The following is a 20494-nucleotide window of genomic DNA, read 5'->3' as shown; positions in this document are numbered from 1 at the left end:
CGCGAAGACGCGGTGGGCCATCGCTGCCTGCCGCATCCCTGCCCAATCCCGTCCTTCAAGGACCAAGAAGCCGAACTGAATGATCCGTTATATTCTTCAGCGTCTTGCCGGCATGATCGTCGTGATGTTTCTCGTCGTGACGATCGTCTTCGTCATCGTGCGCGTCACGCCGGGCGATCCGGCAGCCGTCATGCTCGGGCCGGACGCCACGCCCCAGGACATCGCGGAACTGCGCACACGGCTTGGTCTCGACCAGTCGATTATTGCTCAATACGTGTTCTACATTGGGCAGCTGTTTAGGGGAGACCTCGGACAGTCGATCTTCCTCAACATGCCCGTCACGTCGGCGCTGCTCGACCGCGCGGAACCGACCTTCTTTCTGACGATCTTTTCGCTGGTGATCGCCAGCGTCATCGCCTTGCCGATCGGCATCTATGCCGCTTACCGGCGCGGCTCGTTTGTGGACCAGGCATCGACCACGATCGCGATGCTGGCCGCCAGCATACCGAGCTTCTGGCTTGGTTTGATCCTGATGCAGTTCTTTGCGGTGCGTTTCAACATCTTCCCGGTGTCGGGTTACGGCGGTCCGGGCGCGTCCTTTGGGGAGCGCATGTACCATCTGACCCTGCCAGCCTTTGCACTCGGCCTCGTGTCCTCTGCGCTGATCCTGCGCTTCACGCGCGCTTCGATGCTGGACGTGCTTGGCGACGATTACATTCGCACCGCGCGTGCCAAGGGTGTGGTTGAGCGGCGCGTGGTGCTGAAGCACGCCTTGAAAAATGCGCTTATCCCGATCCTCACCGTGCTCGGCCTCACCGCCGCGGTGCTGGTTTCGGGCGCGGTCGTCACCGAAACCGTGTTCGGTCTGCCGGGCGTCGGCAATCTCGTGGTCTCGGCCGTTTTGCGGCGCGATTATCCAGTTATTCAGGGAGCATTGCTGGTGATCGCCGGCCTTTACGTCCTCATCAATTTTGCGATCGACATGCTTTATCTGGCTGTGGACCCGCGGGTGCGCTACTGATGACGGATCTCTCAGTCATACCCGCGGAACCCGCGCCTAGCGAACGGTCGAAGTTCCTGCGGCGCTTGTTGAAGCGTAAGACCGTCGCCGCCGGCCTGATCATCCTGCTGGTCTTCGTGCTTCTTGCCGCGCTTGCGCCGTGGATCGCACCTTACTCGCCATCCAAGCTGTCCATCGTCAACCGGTTGAAGCCGCCAAGCGAGTTGTTCTGGTTCGGTACGGACGAATTCGGCCGCGATGTCTTTTCACGCACGATCTATTCCGGCCGGCTGTCTTTGCTGGTGGGCGGTGCGGTGGTGGCCTTGTCGGCCGTGATCGGCATCACGCTCGGTCTGCTGGCCGGTTTCTTCAAGAGCCTCGACACGCCGATCGCCCGCCTGATCGACGCGATGATGGCATTTCCTGATATCCTCTTGGCGATCGCGCTTGTGGCGGCTCTTGGACCGTCACTGGTCACGGTGATCGTCGCGCTTTCGATCGTGTATTCGCCGCGTCTCGCCCGCATCGTGCGCGCCTCGACGCTGGTGATCCGCGAATTGCCCTATGTCGAGGCAGCGCAAGCGCTCGGGATTTCGACCTTCCACATTATGACGCGCCACGTTCTTCGCAACCTCGTGTCGCCGATCCTGGTGCAGAGTACGTTCCTGTTCGCCAGCGCCATGCTCGCCGAAGCCGGACTTTCCTTCCTTGGCCTCGGCGTCAGCCCGGAAATTCCCACCTGGGGAACCATGATTGCCGCCGGCCGCCAATATATCGGGCAGGCCGACTGGATGACCTACTTCCCCGGCTTTGCCACTATTCTCTCCGTTCTTTCGCTGCAGATGGTCGGCGACGGCTTGAGAGACATGCTCGATCCGAGACTTCGAAAGGACCTCTAGATGACAGGTGAAAAAGCGGGCAAGCCGCTCCTCCTCACCAATGTGAAGCCCATGGCCTTCGGCGACAAAGCTGGGGGCAGCGCATCCGATGGAACGACCGACATTCTGGTCGGCGCCGACGGCAAGATCTCGGCCATCGGTTCGCAGTTGGCAGCCCCCGGCGAGGTCGAGCGCGTTGATGGCAAGGGAGCCTGGATTTCGCCCGGCTGGATCGACCTGCATGTCCATATCTGGCATGGCGGCACGGATATCTCGATCCGCCCGTCGGAATGCGGTGCGGAGCGCGGCGTCACCACGCTGGTCGATGCGGGTTCGGCAGGCGAGGCCAATTTCCACGGCTTTCGCGAATACATCATTGAGCCCTCGAAGGAGCGCATCAAGGCGTTCCTGAACCTTGGTTCGATCGGTCTGGTGGCCTGTAACCGCGTGGCTGAGCTGCGCGACATCCGCGATATCGACCTCGATCGCATCCTTGAATGCTATGCTGAAAACAGCGAGCATATCGTCGGCATCAAGGTGCGCGCGAGCCATGTCATTACCGGCTCATGGGGCGTCACTCCGGTCAAGCTCGGCAAGAAGATCGCCAAGATCCTGAAAGTGCCGATGATGGTGCATGTCGGCGAGCCGCCGGCACTTTACGACGAGGTGCTGGAAATCCTCGGACCCGGCGACGTCGTCACCCATTGCTTCAACGGCAAGGCCGGGTCGAGCATCATGGAAGACGAGGACTTGTTCAACCTGGCCGAGCGTTGCGCCGGGGAGGGCATCCGCCTCGATATCGGTCACGGCGGAGCGTCGTTCTCTTTCAAGGTTGCGGAAGCGGCGATCGCGCGCGGCCTGATGCCCTGGTCGATCTCCAGCGACCTGCACGGCCACTCCATGAACTTCCCGGTTTGGGACCTCGCAACCACGATGTCCAAGCTCCTGTCGGTCGGCATGCCGTTCGACAAGGTGGTGGATGCCGTCACCCACGCACCGGCCGATGTTATCCGGCTGCCGATGGACAATCGGCTTTCGGTCGGCGATCGGGCCGACTTCACCATCTTCGATCTTATCGACGAGGATCTGGAGGCAACGGACTCCAACGGTGACGTGTCGCGGCTGAAGAAGGTTTTTGAACCGCGCTATTCGGTTATCGGGGCAGAAGCGATCACCGCCAGCCGGTACGTTCCCCGAGCCCGCAGGCTCGTCCGGCACAGCCATGGTTTGTCATGGCGGTAAGCCGGGATTCTAGAGACATCGCATGACAGAAGCTTATCTGAAAACTGAGCCAGCAGGGACGGTTGAAGCGGTGCAGGCGCCTGCGCAAACGCCCTCCGAGCGGCTGGCTGCACTGGGCATCACGCTTCCCGCTTCGCCGCCGCCGATTGCCAATTTCGTGACGCATGTGCGCGAAGGCAACATGCTGTATCTCTCGGGGCAGGGACCACGCGAGGCAGATGGCCATCTTTACACCGGTAAGGTCGGTGGTGATGTGAGCGTGGATCAGGCCTATCAGCATGCACGGCTGACGGGGATCAACCTGCTTGCGGTGATGCAGGAAACGCTGGGTGATCTGTCACGCGTCAAGCAGGTGGTGAAGCTGCTCGGCATGGTCAATGCCGTGCCGCTGTTTGAAGATCATCCGAAGGTGATCAACGGCTGCTCGGATCTGATGATCGAGGTGTTTGGCGAGGCAGGCCGGCATGCCCGCTCGGCTGTTGGCTTCGGCTCTCTGCCCGGCAACATCACCGTCGAGATCGAGGCGATCGTCTCGCTCAACGATTGAGGAGGTCCGTCGTGCGCCAACCCATCAGCTGTTCGATCCGCTGGGCGGACGCGCGCACATGGTCCGTATAATGGCTCTCGTCCGAAAGCACCTTCTGTTCCGGCAGAACGATCGAGATGGTGGCGATGCATTCGCCATCCCGGTCGCAGATCGGCGAAGCGATACAAGCGACGGAATAATCGGACTCGGCAACCTGGATCGACAGCCGCTCATTGAAGGCCTTGCCGGCTGCATCGGAAAGGGTGCGGGCGTTGATCTCGGCGCGGCCGGTGGGCGACGTGCGGGCGCAGCGCTTGAACAGCTCGATCCGCTCGTTCTCAGGCAGATGGCCGACGAGAAGCCGGCCCGACGCCGTCCAGTTGAGGGGAACGCGGGTTCCGACGCGCGAAGCAACCTGGAAATGGCTCAGACCTTCGGCCATCGCGAGAACGAGCATGTGGTCGCGGTCCCGGCCGCAGACCTGCACCGTTTCGCCGGCCGTGCGGCAAAGGTCATGCATTTCCTGCGTCGCTACGCTCATGAAATCGAGCGAGCGGGCATAGGCCAGGCCGTAGTGGTAGAGCCGCGCGCCGAGCCAGATCGAACCGTCCGGATTGCGGGCCAGCATGTTTTTTTCCACCAGATCGTCGATTATGACGTAAACAGTGGACAACGGCGCCTTGACCGCTTTCGCAATCGCGTAGGCTCCGGCCGGAGCGCCGGTCTCATAGAGATAGTCGATCACCTGCAACGCGCGGTTGATGCCGCTGACGCGCGAGCGCCGCGCGCTTTTCGGCTCGAAGTCTTCCACCGCAACGGCATCGTCAGGGAATGCCTGGGATGAGGGTCTGTCGTCCAACTCAACGGTCCTCGCAAGAAGTCGGAGCGTTATTGCATTATTATGGCATAACTGTCGATGGCATTTCGGTGCCAGCATTAGCTTTGGAGAACCAGAATGTCCGATGACATGCGCGCTCAGATCGGCCTCCGTCCGGTCATCAACGTGTCAGGCACGATGACCAGCCTTGGCGCCTCGATCGTCGTTCCCGAGGCTATCCAAGCCATGGCTGCGATCCTGCCGCAATTCGTGGAAATGAACGACCTTCAGCGCAAGGCAAGCGCCGTCATCGCGCGGCTGACGGGAGGCGAAGCAGGTTTCGTGACGGCATCCTGCTCAGCCGGCATCAGTCTGGCCGTGGCAGGCACGCTCACCGGCAACAATCTGCTGGCCATCGAAACGCTGCCGGATGTAGCACCGGAAAAGAACGAAGTGCTGGTGCAGATGGGCCATGTTGTGAGCTACGGCGCACCCGTGGACCAGTCGATCAGACTGGCAGGCGGCAAGGTCGTGCTGATTGGCCAGGCGACCTCAACGCACCGCTTCCACATGGAAAACGCCATTACTGAAAAGACGGCGGCGGCAGTCTATGTCATCTCGCATCACGTGGTCGATTACGGCCTGCTGAACCTGGTCGAGTTCGTCGAAATCGCCCATGCTAAGGGCGTGCCCGTCATCGTGGACGCGGCTTCGGAATATGACCTCAAGCTGTTCCTCGAGCAGGGCGCGGACATCGCTCTTTATTCCGGCCATAAATTCCTGGGTGGCCCGACCTCCGGCATCGTCGCGGGAAACAAGGATCTTGTCCGCAATGCCTTTCTGCAGAATATGGGCATAGGCCGCGGCATGAAAGTCGGCAAGGAAAGCGTATACGGCGTCATGGCCGCTTTGGAAGCCTGGGAAAAGCGGGATCATGCCGGCATCCGGGAGCGCGAAACCGGCTATCTCAACCTTTGGAAGGAAACGCTGGACGGTCGGCCGGGCGTCACGGCGCTGATCGAGCCCGATCCGACCAACAATCCGCTGGACCGCATGCGTGTGATCATCTCCGCGCCCGAAGCGCATATCACGGCGTGGGATCTTGCGGCGGCACTTCGCAGCGGCGAGCAGCCGGTGATCGTGCGCGACCACGAGGTGGAGCACCACTACTTCTATCTCGACCCATGCAACCTGCATCCCGGTCAGGAAACGATCGTCGCCGCCCGTTTAGCGGAAGAACTCGACAAAGCGCGGGCGTCAAACGAGATCATCGCGACCCCGATCGAACTTCTCAGCAAGCATCGCTTCGATGGCATGCTGCGCTGGCCGGACTAAGCCGCAGCCAAGCGGCAGGGATAGAAAGGGAACAATCATGGCTACCGCGCATGTCGAAGCCGTTCGATCCGCTCAGCCCGTTTTGTCCGTGGAGAACCTGACGACGTCCTTCAACGTCGACGGCAGATGGAAGCCGGTGGTGCGTGATATCTCCTTTACGGTCGCGCCAGGCGAGACGGTGGCGATCGTGGGCGAATCCGGATCCGGCAAGAGCGTCACGTCGCTGTCCATCATGCGGCTCTTGCAGGAAGGCACCAGCCGTATCGAAGGCAAGATCATGCTTGGCGGGCGCAACCTCCTGGCATTGTCCGAACACGAGATGCGACAGGTGCGCGGCAACGACGTCGCGATGATCTTTCAGGAGCCGATGACGAGCCTTAATCCGCTCTTCACCATCGGTGACCAGATCTCCGAAGCGCTTCTTTGCCATAAAGCGATGTCGGCGGCTGAGGCGAAGGCCGAGACCATCCGGCTGCTCGACAAAGTGCGCATTCCCTCGGCCGCTTCGCGTTTCGACGAGTATCCGCACCGGTTCTCCGGCGGCATGCGCCAGCGCGTCATGATCGCAATGGCGCTCGCCTCGAAGCCGAAACTCCTGATCGCGGATGAGCCGACAACAGCGCTTGACGTGACGATCCAGGGCCAGATCCTCGATCTCATCAAGATGCTGCAGGACGAGGAAGGAACATCGGTCCTGTTCATTACCCACGATATGGGCGTGGTGGCCGAAATCGCGGATCGCACCGTCGTGATGTATCGCGGCGAGCAGGTCGAAACCGGAGCCACGGCCGACATCTTCCATCGCGGTCAACATCCTTACACCCGAGCGCTGCTATCCGCCGTGCCGGTGCTCGGCTCGATGCAAAACTACCAGCGACCGCTGCGCTTTCCGGTGGTGGACAACGTGACCGGCCTGTCCGACACGCCGGCCGAGGTGGGTGACACGGTTTCCCGGGAACGACCGATTCTCGAGGTCAAGAACCTCACCAAGCGCTTCGCGATCCATTCCGGCCTGCTGAGCCGCCTGGTTGGGCGGGTGCATGCAGTGGAGAACGTGTCGTTTGACCTTCATGCCGGCGAAACGCTGTCGCTGGTCGGCGAATCCGGTTGCGGCAAGTCCACTACCGGCCGCGCGATCATGCGGCTGATCGAACCCACCTCGGGCTCGGTCACGGTTGAAGGACGCGACGTGCTTGCGCTGGACAAGCGGGAAATGCGCGAGATGCGTAAATCCGTGCAGATGATCTTCCAGGACCCTTATGCCTCGCTGAACCCGCGCATGACGGTGGGACAGGCGATTGCCGAACCCTACCTCGAACACAAGATGGGTACGGCAAAGCAGGCCAAGAATGTCGTTGCCGACATGCTGCGCAAGGTTGGCCTGACCCCCGATATGGCTGGCCGCTACCCGCACGAATTTTCCGGCGGTCAGCGCCAGCGCATCTGCATCGCGCGTGCTCTGGCTCTTGAACCGAAGGTGATCGTCGCCGATGAGAGCGTTTCGGCGCTCGACGTGTCGGTCAAGGCGCAGGTCATCAACCTCATGCTCGATCTGCAGCAGAGCCTGAACCTTGCCTTCCTGTTCATCAGCCATGACATGGCCGTGGTGGAACGGGTCAGCCACCGCGTCGCCGTCATGTATCTTGGCGAGATCGTCGAGATCGGCCCACGCGCTTCCGTGTTCGGCAATCCGCAGCACGACTATACGAAGAAGCTGATGGCGGCCGTTCCGGTGCCGGATCCGGATCGTCGGCGTGACAAGCGGGTGCCGATCGGCGATGAGTTGAAAAGCCCGATCCGGGCAGCCGACCATGTGCAGCCGATCCGGAAATATCGTACCATCTCGGACGGTCATCTGGTTGCTGTTTGATAACAGTTCGACTGAAGGGGAATACCTCGTGCAGCAGACATTGCTTTCCGTCGGCGAAGCCATGATCGAGATGTCGGCGGGCACGAGTGGGCAATGGCGCATGGGCTTTGCCGGCGACACGCTGAACACCGCCGCTCATGCCCGCGCCCATCTCGGCAGTGATTGGCGCGTGTCGTATTTCACGGCGCTCGGTAGGGATCGCTATTCGGCAGCATTGCGCGCGTTTATCGAAGAACGCGGCATCGAGACCGATCGGATCATGACGATCGATGATCGCCGGCCCGGGCTGTATTTCATTCATCAGGAAGATGGCGACCGGCATTTCACCTACTGGCGCGACCGTTCCGCAGCCCGCCTCCTCGCCTCGGATGCAACGGCGCTGCAAACAGCCTTCGCCGATGTCGCGATGATCTATGTCTCGGGCATCACCCTGGCGATTCTTGATGCTGCGGGACGTGAAGCGCTTTTTGCAGCACTTGAAACCGCGCGCAAAAGCGGCGCGCGCATTTGCTTCGATCCAAACATCCGCCCCGTTCTTTGGAGCGGTGAAGAGGAAATCCGGCAAACGCTTCAACACTTTGCTTCCGTCTGCGACATCGTCCTGCCGACTTATGGCGATGAGGCGGGGATCTTCAACGACAAGGACATTGCGGCGACACGCGACCGCTATCTCGGCTGGGGTGCGCGGGAGATCGTGGTCAAGAACGGATCAGAGGCAGCGCTTGCAAGCGCGGACGGGCAAGAGGTTTCCGTAGATCCGAAGCCTGTTTCTACGGTTGTCGATGCCACCGGCGCCGGCGACAGCTTCAATGGCGCCTACGTCGCAGCACGCATCCAGGGAGCGTCCTTGCAGGAAGCCGTGGAAAAGGCGCATCAGGTCGCAGCCATCTGCATCGGGCACCACGGCGCTTTGCCGAGCCGACAGACCGCTGACCTTTGATCACCTGATCTGGTCGGCCAATCCAACCAAGAATGCTCAGTGAATGAGCGTCTGGCACCCGATCAGGAAGCCTTTTCGCGCTTCTGTTCGTCCTGCGACTGCAGCAGTTTGGATAGTTCTACTTCGTTTACCGGCTTGGACATCAGGAAGCCTTGCAAGTCGTCGCAGCCGGCGCGTTGCAAGTGCTCTTCCTGTTCGATGGTTTCCACGCCTTCGGCCGTGGTTTTCAAGCCGGTTGCCTGTGCAAGCTTGATGATGGCTTCAACAATGGCCGCGTCGCTGCTGCCGGGCGTGCCCAGACCTTGCACAAAGCTCTTATCGACCTTGATGCGATCGACTGCCAGGCTTTGCAAACGGCTCAGGGAGGAGAAGCCGGTGCCGAAATCATCCAGCGCAATAAGAACGCCGAGTTCGCGAAGGGCCTCGATGTTGGCGGCACAAATCCCGTTTTCGTCGGTCAGGGTGCTTTCCGTCACCTCTAATTCGAGCTGGTGAGGATTGAGCCCCGTTGCCATCAGGATGTTGGCCACTTTCATCGGGTAAAGCGGGTTACGAAGTTCCACCACCGACACATTGACTGCGAGCTTGATCGCGCCCCAGCCGCGGGCGGCCTGACAGGCAGCGCGCAGAACACGATCTCCAAGCTGTTCCACCAGACCGGTATCTTCAGCAACGGGTATGAAAGCATCCGGAGTGATCCAGCCCCTGGTTGGATGGTGCCAGCGGGCAAGCGCTTCGACCCCGGTGATTCGGCGGGTGCCGGCGGAATACAAAGGCTGGAAGAGCACGACGATCTCGTCGTTTCCTTCCAAGGCAATGCGCAGATCATGCTCTACGGCGCGACGCTCCTGAACCAATGCGTCCATGGCTTGGCCGAAGATGGCATAGCGTCCACGGCCGCCACCTTTTGCATGATACAGGGCGATGTCGGCCTTGCGCAGAAGGTCGGTCCGAGTGGAGCCATGAAGCGGCGCGAGCGAAACGCCGATGCTGACGCCGACATTGATGTGGTTGCCGTCGATGTTGAACGGTTGGCTGACTGCGTCGATGATGCGCTCGCAAACACCTTCCACGAACTTGACGCTTTCCACATTCGTGAGCGCGATGGTGAACTCGTCGCCACCTACGCGGCCGATCAGATCGCGAGACCGAATGATCTTGTTCAGACGCTCGGCAAATTGCCGGATCAGCTCATCGCCTGTCGGATGACCCAGTGTGTCGTTCACATGCTTGAAGCGGTCAAGGTCGAGGTACAGCACAGCGATCAACTGGTCGGTCTTTTCGCGACCAAGCAGCAGGTCATCGAGCCCGTTGTTGAAGGTCAGCCTGTTGCCGACGCCCGTCAGAGTGTCGTGTAGGGCGAGATGGCGCACTTCCGCTTCGCTGGCCTGCAGCGTCACCGAGCGTTTGTGCAGGCGCATGATGAGGAAAGCCAGCACGGCTGCCGTGATGAGAAAGAGCAGCCCCAGCACAGGCGCCATGAAGGACATGACGGCAGAGCCGGGCCGGAAAGGCAACCAGATGAGATGGCCAACAGGCTGGCCTGCCTTGGACATCAACGGCTCGTCTGCTTCATGCGACGCCGTGTCGGAAGTCCAGCTGAAGCGGAGTCCATCGAACAGGTACTCGTCGCGAGTATCGTCGAGGAAGGTGCCGTCCAGGTAGCGCAAGGCGACATGCAGGTATTCTGTGCCCGGCTCCTGCCTGATTTCGCCAGAATCGGAAACAACGGGTTCGACGCTGATGATGGTGGGGTGGCCGTGAACGATCGCGAGATCGGTGATGCCGGGGCTTGGCGTGTGTTCGCCGGTGATGCTTTCGCCATCGAGGGTTTTAAGATCACGCCGCAACTGCGCCGTCAAAGGAAGAACCTGAGCGGATATGTCCGAAAAGGCGGGACCTGCAGGAGACACCTTGCCATCGATGAAGGCGTAGGTCGGCACGTCGGCTTGGTCGAGAACAAAAGCGCCGTCATGCCCGAAATAGGTGTGCATCCATGCGCCGAGGTTGGCGTCCATCCATTCAGGGTCGTTTTCCTTAACGCCGCGGATCGCATCATCCCAGACGGTCGCGCTTTCCTGATCATGCGCGACGCTTTCCTGCGCCTGGGAGATCACCAGGCGCATCAAGCTGGTTTGTCGATCAATGGAGATCCGGTCGGCACGAAAGCTCGACCAAAACAGAACGGCACTGACCAGAGCGGCGGCAGCAAGCGCCGCCAGGATAATCGGCAGCGCTGTTTTGATGAGGAAGTGCCGCACCATAGATACTTCCGCCACGCCAGCCATGCCCAAGGTCCAACCCCATTCTCGCGCAGCCTAGACGCGATTCATTAAGGGCTACCCTAGTGTTCGTGATCGGTCTGCCAATGTTTTGAGCGACATTTCCTTGGAGATCAGGATCCCGGCGAGATCATTACCGTTCGCGAAATGGGTTTAAGCCCTTTGCATCGTCAGCTGCAGCGTATCGGTGGCGATCATGCGCTCTTCGTCGGTCGGTATGACGAGGGTGGCGACACGGGCATCTGCGGCGCTGATGTCGGGATGTCCGTTGCGGGCAATCTGGTTCAGATCTTCGTCGATCGCGACGCCGAGTACACCCAGGCCGGAGCAAACGAGCTTCCGGATTTCGGCGCTGTTCTCGCCGATGCCTGCGGTGAAGACGAGCGCGTCGAGGCCGTTCATGGCGGCGACATATGCGCCGATCTGCTTGCGCAACTGATACACGAAGACGTCGACCGCCAGCTGGCACCGCTTGTTGCCGGCAGCCGCTGCCTCGCAGACCTCGCGCATGTCGTTAGACAGGCCGGACAGTCCAAGCAGGCCACTCTTCTTGTAGCAGATGGCCTCGACCTCATCGATGCTCATGCCGAGCGTTTTCACGAGATGGAAGATGATGGCCGGATCGAAGTCGCCGGCGCGCGTGCCCATTGGCATGCCGCAGAATGTGCCAAAGCCGATGCTGGTGTCCACGGACTGGCCGCCTTTCACAGCGTCGATGGTGACGCCGTTGCCGAGATGGCAGATGACCATCGACAGCGCTTCGATCGGCCGTCCGAGGATATCGGCCGCCGCCTGGCTGACATAGCGACAGGACGTTCCATGGAAGCCGTAGCGGCGGATGCCGTGGTCGGTGCAAAGCTCATAAGGCAGAGCGTAGACATGCGCGTGCTGGGGGACTGTCTGATGGAAGGCCGTGTCGAACACCACCACGTTGGGTGTTCCTGGAAAGAGGCGCATCGCTTCCTCGATGCCAGCGATGTTGCAGGGGTTGTGCAGCGGCGCAAAGGTCGAGCATGCGCGTAGTCCTTCCATGACCTGGTCATTCACGATGACCGATTCAACGAATGTCGAGCCGCCATGCACGGCGCGGTGGCCGATGGCGGTGATCTGCGCCGGCTCGGTGATGACGCCGATGTCGGGTGAAAGGAGGTTCTCCATCATCAGTGTGAAAGCGGCCTGGTGATCGGCGATATCTCTGACGACGCGGGTCTTGCCGTCATCGACCTTGTGATCGGCATAGCCGCCGGCTTCGCCGATCTTGGCGATGATACCGGACGCGATCACCTCAGCGAGGTCGGCGCTGTAGAGTTGGTATTTCAGGCTCGAACTGCCGCAGTTGATCGTCAGTATCATGGAGAAAATCCTTTAGACAAAACGGATGGCGGCGCGGCCAGGGTGGGAGGAATAGCCGCGCCGTAGAGACCTCGATCAAGCGGGTCTCGATCAGACCGGCAGCGGAACGAGTGCCCAGAAGCCGAGGAAGGTGAGACCGTTAAAGACCATCGTCATCAGCGCAATGGTGCAGGCTGGCGGGTCGATGTGGGTGTCGCCGTGGCAAAGAAATAGGCGGGCGAAGAATTCGCCGACAAAGGCGCAGACGAGCCCGGCGATGGCCGCCCATAGAATGCTGCCCGAGGAGGCGCCGACGATTGCCGCCGGCAGCATGATGTGGTGCGTCACGGGGGTCAGTACGCCAAGGGTGAGGAAGAGGAGGCTCGAGGCGGCAATGCCGAAGGCAAGCAGCACGCCGGGTGTGCCGTAGGTCACGCCAAGCCAGCCGCCGAGAAGACCGCCGCCGATGCCGATCATCAGCAACTGGCCGCGATGGCTCTGGAATGCCAGCCACCTGGTGGCATCGGTCGGCGCAAAGAACTTCTGGCCGGGTTCAGCCTTGCCGCACAGGCCGCAGGTGCCCCACGCGAAGCGGGCGATGAAGGCCGAGATGACGACAGTCATGCCGGGCAGGTCGGTCCAGGCGAGCGTGGGTGAGAAGTTCGGGATGAAGGTCAGCAGCCAGAAGATCAGGTAGCCAATCGCGCCGAAGATGCCGCCGACCAGCAGCACGTCGGGGCTGTTCAATCCCATGCCCGCTGTAACGATGTTGCGGCCGGTATCGAGCTTGCCTTTCTTGGCTGCGTAAGCCGCCGCCGCGACGCCGGACGCGAAGCCGCCGACATGGGGCCCGAACACGCCGAAGGGGACGCCGAAGAAGTCGGTGGCGTCAGGAGCAACCGCCAGCTGAATGGCGACGCCGAGCATTGTCAGAATGCCCACAAAGGAAAAAGCCGGCAGCGCGCCGATGGCTGCGCCGAATATCCCGCCGCCAAAGGCGACGAGGAGCCCGAGTGCTGTCATGTTAGTCTCCCGGGATATGCGGCCGCCGCGTCTCTGCTTTAGCCGAAGTCCCTTTATTGACGTTGCGGGAGGTCGCATGGTTTTGCGGCCTGATCAGGCACTCTCAGCCAGGTTCACGCACACATTCGCAGCTGGGGAGCGGCAAGCTCCCACCGACGCATCCGTCAGGGCCAAGATGTGTGGGGTCGATCCCGAATTCGGGGTGTTGATCGGCCTCAAAATTACTGAGGCGATGTCGCGACGGTCAACGTGATGGTTTTGGCCTGTAAGGGTAGTTTCTTGTCGCGCTGTGGCCCGAGCGTCGGCGAAACCTTCCGCCCTGCGAAAACAGTAACGATTTCAGCACCGGCTCCTGATGATCACCGCGCAAGGTGCGGCAGTTGTGCCCAGGTCGTGTCCACTTAGCACTTGGCGCCTGTCGTTTCAGGCAGCCGGGACAGGTGCGAATTTGTTCTGCAAGGACAAGAAAACACCTGGTCATAATCAGTTGCTCCCAAGCCTGTCCGGCTTTTCCCAAAGCACGTCGCTGGAAACTCAGTGATTTGAATGAGTTCTGAGGATTTCCCTGTCAGGTCAAGTCTTTACCCGTGCTGGTCAAGGCCGTCGCGTTGACCCTTTGAGGTGCCGGGGCCTACCTTTTCCTCACAAGACGCGGCCTAAAGACGACTGCGCCGGACGGTGAAAACCATGGCGAATTCCAGCGACAACACGATGCCTACGAGCCTCGGGCCTAGGCATCCTTCCGATGCGAACCATCCTGCATCGCGTCGCTCCTGACATCCTCAACTGATCAACACGCTCCCCGCCACGAGGGCTCGGGACGTTCACCACACTGGAGGTCGTAATGATCGAAAAAGGATTTTCTCAACCAACCGACCGCGTCAAGCGGTTGAAGAAGCAGATCATCGAGGCACGACCCTATGTAGAATCGGAGCGTGCGGTGCTCGCGACCGACGCTTACAAGGCCACCGAAGGCCTGCCTCCGATCCTGCGCCGTGCACGGGTCGTTCAGAAGCTCTTCAACGAGCTGCCGGTGACCATCCGCGAAGACGAACTCATCGTCGGCGCAATCACCAAGAACCCGCGTTCCACGGAAATCTGCCCCGAATTCTCGTTCGACTGGGTCGAAAAGGAATTCGAGACGATGGCAACACGTCTCGCCGATCCGTTCGAAATCCCGACACAGACGGCCAATGAGCTGCGCGAAGCCTTCAAATATTGGCCGGGCCGCACAACCAGCGATCTCGCTTCGTCCTACATGTCGCAGAAGACCAAGGACTGCATCGCCAACGGCGTGTTCACGGTCGGCAATTACTTCTATGGCGGCGTCGGCCATGTCTGCGTCGACTACGGCAAGATCCTGAATGTCGGCTTCCGCGGCATCATCGCCGAAGCGATCAAGCATATCGAAATGCTCGATCTGATGGACCCGTCCTATATCAAGAAGCAGCAGTTCTATAACGCCGTCGTCATTTCCTATAAGGCTGCCATCGATTTCGCCCACCGCTATGCTGCAAAGGCTGCGGAGCTGGCAAAGGCCGAAAGCAACCCGACCCGCAAGGCTGAACTCGAGCAGATCGCCAAGAATTGCACGAGGGTTCCGGAATATCCGGCTTCGAACTTCTGGGAAGCCTGCCAGACGATGTGGTTCGTGCAGTGCATGCTGCAGATCGAATCCAGCGGCCACTCGATCTCGCCCGGCCGTTTCGACCAGTACATGTATCCCTTCCTGAAGGCCGACACGTCCATCAGCCGCGAGTTCGCGCAGGAACTGGTCGACTGCATCTGGATCAAGCTGAACGACGTCAACAAGACACGCGACGAAGTTTCCGCTCAGGCTTTCGCCGGTTACGCGGTGTTCCAGAACCTGTGCGTCGGCGGTCAAACGCCTGACGGTCGCGATGCCACCAACGACGTGTCTTATATGTGCATGGAAGCGACCGCGCATTGCAAACTGCCGGCCCCATCCTTCTCGATCCGCGTATGGCAGGGCACGCCCGACGAGTTCCTGCATCGCGCTGCCGAAGTGGTACGTCTCGGCCTCGGTGTTCCCGCCGTCTACAATGACGAGGTGATCATCCCGTCGCTTCAGAACCGCGGCGTTTCGCTGGCCGATGCCCGCGATTACGGCATCGTCGGCTGCGTCGAGCCGCAGGCGATCCATAAGACGGAAGGCTGGCACGATGCCGCGTTCTTCAACGTCGCCAAGGTGCTCGAGATCACGCTGAACAACGGCAAGGTCGGCGACTTGCAGCTCGGCCCGATCACGGGGGACGCCAAGAGTTGGACGTCGATCGACGACTTCTACGACGCCTTCAACAAGCAGATGGCCTTCTTCGTGAAGCATCTGGCCGAAGCCGACAACTGCGTCGACCTCGCCCATGCGGAACGCGCTCCGCTGCCCTTCCTGTCGCCCATGGTCGAAGACTGCATGGGTCGCGGCAAGTCGGTTGCGGAAGGTGGAGCGATCTACAACTTCACCGGCCCGCAAGCCTTCGGTGTCGCCGATACCGGTGACTCCGTCTACGCCATGAAGAAGTTCGTCTTCGACGACAAGAAGATGACGATGGCCGAACTGAAGGAAGCGCTCGACGCAAACTTCGGCCTGGCACTCGGTGGCAAGCCGACCACCGCCGGTGGCGAGTTGACGGAAGGCCAAATCCAGGAAGCCGTGCGCAATGTGCTGGCATCCAACAAGTCAGTCGACGTGGCAACGCTGAAGGATGAGGTCTATCGCACGCTTGCAACGCAGACGGTGCCTGCCGGTTCGTCGAAATATGAGGGCGTCCGCCGCCTGCTCGACTCGGCCGAAGCCTTCGGCAACGACAATGACGATGTGGATCTGATCGCCCGTCACTGCGCTCAGGTTTATTGCAAGGAAGTCGAGAAATACACCAATCCGCGTGGCGGCCAGTTCCAGGCCGGTATCTACCCGGTCTCGGCCAACGTGTTGTTCGGCAAGGATGTCGGCGCTCTGCCTGACGGTCGGCCGGCCAAGGCACCGCTTGCCGATGGTGTGTCACCCCGCCAGGGCAAGGACCGGCTCGGTCCGACGGCTGCGGCGAACTCGGTGGCCAAGCTCGACCACTTCATCGCCTCGAACGGCACGCTCTACAACCAGAAGTTCCTGCCTTCCGCGCTTGCGGGTGACATCGGCCTGCGAAATTTCGCTTCGCTCGTCCGCTCCTACTTCGACCAGAAGGGCATGCACGTGCAGTTCAACGTGATCGACCGAAAGACGCTGCTGGCAGCGCAGGCCGATCCCGAAGCGCACCGCGATCTGGTGGTCCGCGTGGCCGGTTACTCCGCACAGTTCGTGGTGCTCGCCAAGGAAGTGCAGGACGACATCATCAGCCGCACGGAACAATCCTTCGGCTGATGCAAGGACCGGTTCTGCGAGGACCGGTCAAAGGAAAAAGCGCGGGCCGACATGAAGCCTGGCCCGCGACCTTCCACCAACACTGACGAAAACAGGTAATCCGATGCCAACCTTCAAAAGCTTTTCCCCCCGGACCGAGATCGTGTTCGGCGAAGGGCTGCTCGATCGGCTGCAGGCCTATCGCGGCCAGAAGGTCGGGATCGTGACCGACGCGTTCATGGCAAAATCCGGCCCGCTGGACCGCGTGCTTGCTCATCTCGACGGTTGCGAGATCAAGGTCTTCGACGAGGCCATTCCCGAACCCCCGATTGCCACGGTCACCAAGGGCGCCGGCATCTTTGCCGCGTTCGGCCCAGATGTGGTGGTGGCACTGGGTGGGGGCTCGCCCATCGATGCGGCCAAGGCGATCGTTGCCGTGGTCAGGGCGCAGGATCCGTCACGCACCATCCATTTCGTGGCCATCCCGACCACCAGCGGAACAGGCTCCGAAGTCACGGCTTTCGCCGTGATCTCGGACCCGGACAACGGCCGGAAATTCCCGCTGATTTCGCGGGACATGATCCCGGACGTGGCGATCCTCGATCCTGAATTCGTCCGCACCGCTCCCGCCAAGGTGACGGCCGACACCGGCATGGATGTCATCACCCACGCGATCGAAGCCGTGGTGGCAGTGGGCGCATCGAACTTTACCGATGCGTTCGCCGAAAAGGCGCTCGAACTCGCCTTCGCCAACCTGCCGAAGGCCTATGCCGACGGCAACGACATGGCGGCCCGCGATGCGATGCATCAGGCATCCTGCCTGGCAGGCCTCGCCTTCTCCGATGCGGGTTTGGGCATCAACCACGGTCTGGCACATGCCATCGGCGCGCGCATGCATCTGGTTCACGGCCGCATCAACGCGGTGCTGATGCCCTATGTCATCGCCTGGAATGCCGGCCTCGAAGACGACGCGCCGGCGTGCCGCGAAACGCTGAACCGCTACGCCCGCATCGCAGTGAGGATCGGCCTCGATGTTCCCAGCCCACGGGCCGGCGTCATCGCGCTGATCCGAACGATCCAGGGCCTGAACACCCGCTTCTCAATCGCGCCGACGCTTCGCGGCCTCGGCATGGATCACGAGGATTATCGTCGGGCTATCCCCGACATTGCCACAGCTGCCTTGGCAGATGCCTGCACCACAGGAAACCCACGCCGGCCCACACATGCGGAGCTGAAACTGCTCCTCGAACGGGCCGGGGGCTAAGACCGAAGGAAGGATGCTCGCCAAGGCATCTTCCAAAGACGGTCAATCACATCAACAACTTAACATTGAAAGCAAGGACTAAAATCATGCAACAAGAAGCACTCGGAATGGTCGAAACCAAAGGTCTGGTTGCTGCAATCGAAGCTGCCGACGCAATGGTGAAGTCTGCCAACGTCGCCCTCATCGGCTACGAAAAGATCGGCTCGGGCCTGGTCACCGTGATCGTTCGTGGTGACGTCGGCGCGGTCAAGGCCGCAACGGACGCCGGTGCCGTGGCTGCCGAAAAGGTCGGCACGGTCGTGTCCGTCCACGTCATTCCTCGCCCGCACATGGAAGTCGAGAAGATCCTGCCGGAACAGAAGGCATCGGCCTGAACAAAGGCTGACGTCTGAACCCTGAACGCAATTAGGAGAATCGGCAATGAAAAACGATCTTGTCGAACAACTCATGGACGAGGTGATCCGCAAGATGGGCGGGAGCGAAAGCTCCCCGTCCGCCGCGCCAGCCCCCGCCGCTGAGAAACCGGCCGCTCCAAGAGCGGCTCCCGCGACGGCCCCCAAGGCCTGCAACCTCACCGAGTTTGTCGGCACCGCAAACGGCCACACCGTCGGCCTGGTGATCGCGAATGTGGACCCGCTGCTGCACGAGCAGATGAAGATCGACAAGAAGTATCGGTCGATCGGCATCGTCGGCGGACGCACCGGCGCCGGCCCGCAGATCTTTGCAGCCGATGAAGCCGTGAAGGCCACCAACAGCGAAGTGGTTCTCATCGAACTGCCGCGCGACACGGAAGGCGGCGGCGGTCATGGCAGCTTGATCGTGTTCGGTGCGGAAGACGTATCGGACGCCCGCCGCGCCGTTGAAGTCACGCTGTCGGAACTCGATCGCACCTTCGGCGACGTTTACGGCACGCCGGCCGGCCATCTGGAATTCCAGTACACCGCCCGCGCCTCCTTCGCGCTGAACAAGGCGTTCGGTGCCCCGATCGGCCAGGCCTTCGGCATCACCGTCGGCTGCCCCGCCGCAATCGGCGTCCTGATGGCAGACACCGCCACCAAGGCCGCAACCGTGGTGCCTGTGGCCTACGCGACCCCTGGCAATGGCGGCACGAGCTACTCGAACGAAGCGATCTTCATGTTCTCGGGTGACTCCGGCGCCGTTCGCCAGGCGATCCGTGCTGCACGCGACGTGGGCAAGCAGGTGCTTGGCACGCTCGACCCGGCTCCGGTCGCATCCGCGACCAAGCCGTACATCTGAAAAAGGAGACCGTCATGTCGCAGGAAAGTCTTGGATTGATCGAGACCATCGGCCTGGCAGCGGCTGTTGCTGCCGCCGACGCCGCGGTGAAATCGGCCAATGTCACGCTTGTCGGCTACGAACTGAGCAAGGGCGACGGCATGGCGGTCGTCAAGCTTCGCGGCGATGTGGGAGCCGTCCAGGCTGCCATTTCGGCCGCGGCAGCTGAAGCGGGCCGCGTCGGCACCGTTGTGGCGACCCGGGTCATCGCACGACCCGCTCTGGACCTCACGAAGATCGTGGACAGCCGCGAAACGGTGGGAACCAGACGCCAAATTGCGAAAAGCCCGGAACCTGTCGCGGCCATTGAGCAGGAAGAGCCTTCCATCCAGCCGATACCGGCGCCGGAAGTTTCCGAAACGGCCGCGTCCGACACCCCATCCGCGCCTGAAACTCGGACTGAACCGGTGATCGAACCCACCTTCGCAGAGCCGACGGCGTTCGGAAATCCACCGTCGGCAACCGATGTTTCGCCGTCGATTGATCTGTCGCAAGGCCGGTCACCGTCGCGGCCTGATAAACATCAACGCAGACGCTAAGCGCACAACGCCAGCCGGCGGCGGAGAGCAAAATCGCCCGCCTGCAGGCCTCTAAAGACGCCCGGTTGCTTGAAGCGGGCAGGAATGAGCAGGACGAAAACAAATGGAAATCACGCGCTCGGTGCTCGATGAAATCGTCGCCAGACTGCTGGCGCAGGGCCTGAAAGCGGCTGCGGAAGCTGCTCCGAAGAGCGACACGTCGAACAACGATCCCTGGCTGGTGCCGATCGGTGTTTCAAACCGCCACATTCATCTTTCGCGCTCCGACATGGATGCGCTGTTCGGCCCGGGCTCCAACCTGACCCGCATGGGCGCCCTGAAGCAGCCGGGTCAGTATGCCGCCGAAGAAACGTTGGTTCTGCGTGGGCCCAAGGGCCAGATCGCGAAGGTTCGCGTGCTCGGGCCGCTGCGCAAGGAAACCCAGATCGAGATCTCGATCGCCGATGGCTTCACCCTCGGCATCAAGCCGCCGATGCGCATGTCCGGCAAGCTGGAGCAGAGCGCGGGCGTTGAACTGGTCGGCCCCTACGGCACGGTGAAGAAGGAAAGCGGCGTGATCGTCGCGCTGCGCCACATCCACATGCTGCCTTCCGAAGCCGAGCGACTTGGCCTGAAGAACGGCGATGAAGTCGATGTCGTGATCGACGGCGTACGCGGCGGCGTGATGAACCACGTGACGATCCGTGCGGCTGAAGCCTCGATCCCCGAAATGCATATCGACGTCGAGGAAGCCAACGCCTTCGGGCTGAAGAACAACGTGCTCGTGCGGATCCGCAAGGTCTGACGGGAAAG

17 protein-coding genes are annotated in these 20494 nt (G+C 61.2%); 13 read left to right on the top strand and 4 right to left on the bottom strand.

All coding sequences use genetic code 11. The features are described from left to right. The first annotated feature begins 79 nt into the window (after positions 1-79). From RTX98_RS04195 to RTX98_RS04180, 4 genes are read left to right on the top strand one after another with little or no spacing between them, the layout of a single operon-like run. Complete coding sequence (locus tag RTX98_RS04195) at positions 80-1021, top strand: ABC transporter permease (protein ID WP_312794812.1); 942 nt, start codon at positions 80-82, stop codon at positions 1019-1021. After that, entirely contained in the window at positions 1021-1899 is an 879-nt protein-coding gene (locus tag RTX98_RS04190) for an ABC transporter permease (protein WP_312794810.1), read from the top strand. The genes RTX98_RS04195 and RTX98_RS04190 overlap by 1 nt, the downstream gene beginning before the upstream one ends. Next, positions 1900-3120 (top strand): amidohydrolase/deacetylase family metallohydrolase, encoded by a 1221-nt coding sequence (locus tag RTX98_RS04185; protein ID WP_312794809.1) that lies wholly within the window; start codon positions 1900-1902, stop codon positions 3118-3120. It abuts the gene before it with no gap. A 22-nt stretch (positions 3121-3142) separates the two neighbouring features. Continuing rightward, the gene (locus RTX98_RS04180; RefSeq protein ID WP_312794808.1) at positions 3143-3667 is read left to right on the top strand and encodes a RidA family protein; all 525 of its coding nucleotides are present in this window, start codon (positions 3143-3145) and stop codon (positions 3665-3667) included. Here RTX98_RS04180 and RTX98_RS04175 read toward each other — a convergent pair. Further along, positions 3657-4457, bottom strand: coding sequence for an IclR family transcriptional regulator (locus RTX98_RS04175; protein WP_312794823.1), 801 nt, complete (start codon positions 4455-4457; stop codon positions 3657-3659). The two genes, RTX98_RS04180 and RTX98_RS04175, sit on opposite strands and share 11 nt — an antisense overlap. A gap of 144 nt (positions 4458-4601) precedes the next feature. Between RTX98_RS04175 and RTX98_RS04170 the strand changes: the two genes are divergently transcribed. Genes RTX98_RS04170 through RTX98_RS04160 form a run of 3 tightly spaced genes read left to right on the top strand, consistent with a single transcriptional unit; the run spans position 4602 to position 8608 of the window. After that, on the top strand, positions 4602-5798 hold the full coding sequence (locus tag RTX98_RS04170) for an aminotransferase class V-fold PLP-dependent enzyme (RefSeq protein ID WP_312794807.1): 1197 nt from the start codon (positions 4602-4604) through the stop codon (positions 5796-5798). A gap of 37 nt (positions 5799-5835) precedes the next feature. Next, positions 5836-7668, top strand: a complete 1833-nt coding sequence (locus RTX98_RS04165; protein WP_312794806.1) for an ABC transporter ATP-binding protein — start codon at positions 5836-5838, stop codon at positions 7666-7668. Positions 7669-7696: 28 nt separating this feature from the next. Then, positions 7697-8608: a sugar kinase gene (locus RTX98_RS04160; protein ID WP_312794804.1), complete on the top strand. Its 912-nt coding sequence runs from the start codon at positions 7697-7699 to the stop codon at positions 8606-8608. 62 nt (positions 8609-8670) lie between these two features. On the opposite strand, the gene RTX98_RS04155 is transcribed toward RTX98_RS04160, so the two are convergent. From RTX98_RS04155 to RTX98_RS04145, 3 genes are all read right to left on the bottom strand, one after another. Further along, entirely contained in the window at positions 8671-10887 is a 2217-nt protein-coding gene (locus RTX98_RS04155) for an EAL domain-containing protein (RefSeq protein ID WP_312794802.1), read from the bottom strand. 156 nt (positions 10888-11043) lie between these two features. Beyond that, a complete protein-coding gene (locus tag RTX98_RS04150; RefSeq protein WP_312794800.1) occupies positions 11044-12243 on the bottom strand; it encodes an acetate kinase in 1200 nt (399 codons plus the stop codon). Between the two features lie 90 nt (positions 12244-12333). Beyond that, positions 12334-13245, bottom strand: a complete 912-nt coding sequence (locus RTX98_RS04145; RefSeq protein WP_312794798.1) for a permease — start codon at positions 13243-13245, stop codon at positions 12334-12336. A gap of 844 nt (positions 13246-14089) precedes the next feature. Between RTX98_RS04145 and RTX98_RS04140 the strand changes: the two genes are divergently transcribed. The 6 genes from RTX98_RS04140 (at position 14090) to RTX98_RS04115 (ending at position 20486) form a co-directional block, all read left to right on the top strand. After that, positions 14090-16624 carry a glycyl radical protein gene (locus RTX98_RS04140; protein WP_312794797.1) on the top strand — a complete coding sequence of 845 codons (2535 nt, stop codon included), beginning with the start codon at positions 14090-14092 and terminating at the stop codon, positions 16622-16624. A 103-nt stretch (positions 16625-16727) separates the two neighbouring features. Continuing rightward, positions 16728-17867: a 1-propanol dehydrogenase PduQ gene (locus RTX98_RS04135; protein ID WP_312794796.1), complete on the top strand. Its 1140-nt coding sequence runs from the start codon at positions 16728-16730 to the stop codon at positions 17865-17867. A gap of 86 nt (positions 17868-17953) precedes the next feature. Next, positions 17954-18241, top strand: a complete 288-nt coding sequence (pduA, locus tag RTX98_RS04130) for a propanediol utilization microcompartment protein PduA (RefSeq protein ID WP_189502957.1) — start codon at positions 17954-17956, stop codon at positions 18239-18241. Positions 18242-18287: 46 nt separating this feature from the next. Continuing rightward, the gene (gene pduB / locus RTX98_RS04125; protein ID WP_312794793.1) at positions 18288-19124 is read left to right on the top strand and encodes a propanediol utilization microcompartment protein PduB; all 837 of its coding nucleotides are present in this window, start codon (positions 18288-18290) and stop codon (positions 19122-19124) included. 14 nt (positions 19125-19138) lie between these two features. Next, positions 19139-19702 carry a BMC domain-containing protein gene (locus tag RTX98_RS04120; RefSeq protein ID WP_312794792.1) on the top strand — a complete coding sequence of 188 codons (564 nt, stop codon included), beginning with the start codon at positions 19139-19141 and terminating at the stop codon, positions 19700-19702. A gap of 103 nt (positions 19703-19805) precedes the next feature. After that, positions 19806-20486 (top strand): phosphate propanoyltransferase, encoded by a 681-nt coding sequence (locus RTX98_RS04115; protein WP_312794791.1) that lies wholly within the window; start codon positions 19806-19808, stop codon positions 20484-20486. The last annotated feature ends 8 nt before the right edge of the window (positions 20487-20494 follow it).

Origin of the sequence: Tianweitania sp., from assembly GCF_032053605.1 — a bacterium.
GTDB lineage: Bacteria > Pseudomonadota > Alphaproteobacteria > Rhizobiales > Rhizobiaceae > Tianweitania.
The sequence above is the reverse complement of the archived record's forward strand: the minus strand, read 5'-3'. Positions and strand labels throughout refer to the sequence as shown.

Coding starts and splice junctions, on each gene's coding strand:
- RTX98_RS04195 (WP_312794812.1), top strand. CDS start 80: ATGATCCGTTATATTCTTCAGCGTCTTGCCGGCATGATCGTCGTGATG.
- RTX98_RS04190 (WP_312794810.1), top strand. CDS start 1,021: ATGACGGATCTCTCAGTCATACCCGCGGAACCCGCGCCTAGCGAACGG.
- RTX98_RS04185 (WP_312794809.1), top strand. CDS start 1,900: ATGACAGGTGAAAAAGCGGGCAAGCCGCTCCTCCTCACCAATGTGAAG.
- RTX98_RS04180 (WP_312794808.1), top strand. CDS start 3,143: ATGACAGAAGCTTATCTGAAAACTGAGCCAGCAGGGACGGTTGAAGCG.
- RTX98_RS04170 (WP_312794807.1), top strand. CDS start 4,602: ATGTCCGATGACATGCGCGCTCAGATCGGCCTCCGTCCGGTCATCAAC.
- RTX98_RS04165 (WP_312794806.1), top strand. CDS start 5,836: ATGGCTACCGCGCATGTCGAAGCCGTTCGATCCGCTCAGCCCGTTTTG.
- RTX98_RS04150 (WP_312794800.1), bottom strand. CDS start 12,243: ATGATACTGACGATCAACTGCGGCAGTTCGAGCCTGAAATACCAACTC.
- RTX98_RS04145 (WP_312794798.1), bottom strand. CDS start 13,245: ATGACAGCACTCGGGCTCCTCGTCGCCTTTGGCGGCGGGATATTCGGC.
- RTX98_RS04140 (WP_312794797.1), top strand. CDS start 14,090: ATGATCGAAAAAGGATTTTCTCAACCAACCGACCGCGTCAAGCGGTTG.
- RTX98_RS04135 (WP_312794796.1), top strand. CDS start 16,728: ATGCCAACCTTCAAAAGCTTTTCCCCCCGGACCGAGATCGTGTTCGGC.
- pduA (WP_189502957.1), top strand. CDS start 17,954: ATGCAACAAGAAGCACTCGGAATGGTCGAAACCAAAGGTCTGGTTGCT.
- pduB (WP_312794793.1), top strand. CDS start 18,288: ATGAAAAACGATCTTGTCGAACAACTCATGGACGAGGTGATCCGCAAG.
- RTX98_RS04120 (WP_312794792.1), top strand. CDS start 19,139: ATGTCGCAGGAAAGTCTTGGATTGATCGAGACCATCGGCCTGGCAGCG.
- RTX98_RS04115 (WP_312794791.1), top strand. CDS start 19,806: ATGGAAATCACGCGCTCGGTGCTCGATGAAATCGTCGCCAGACTGCTG.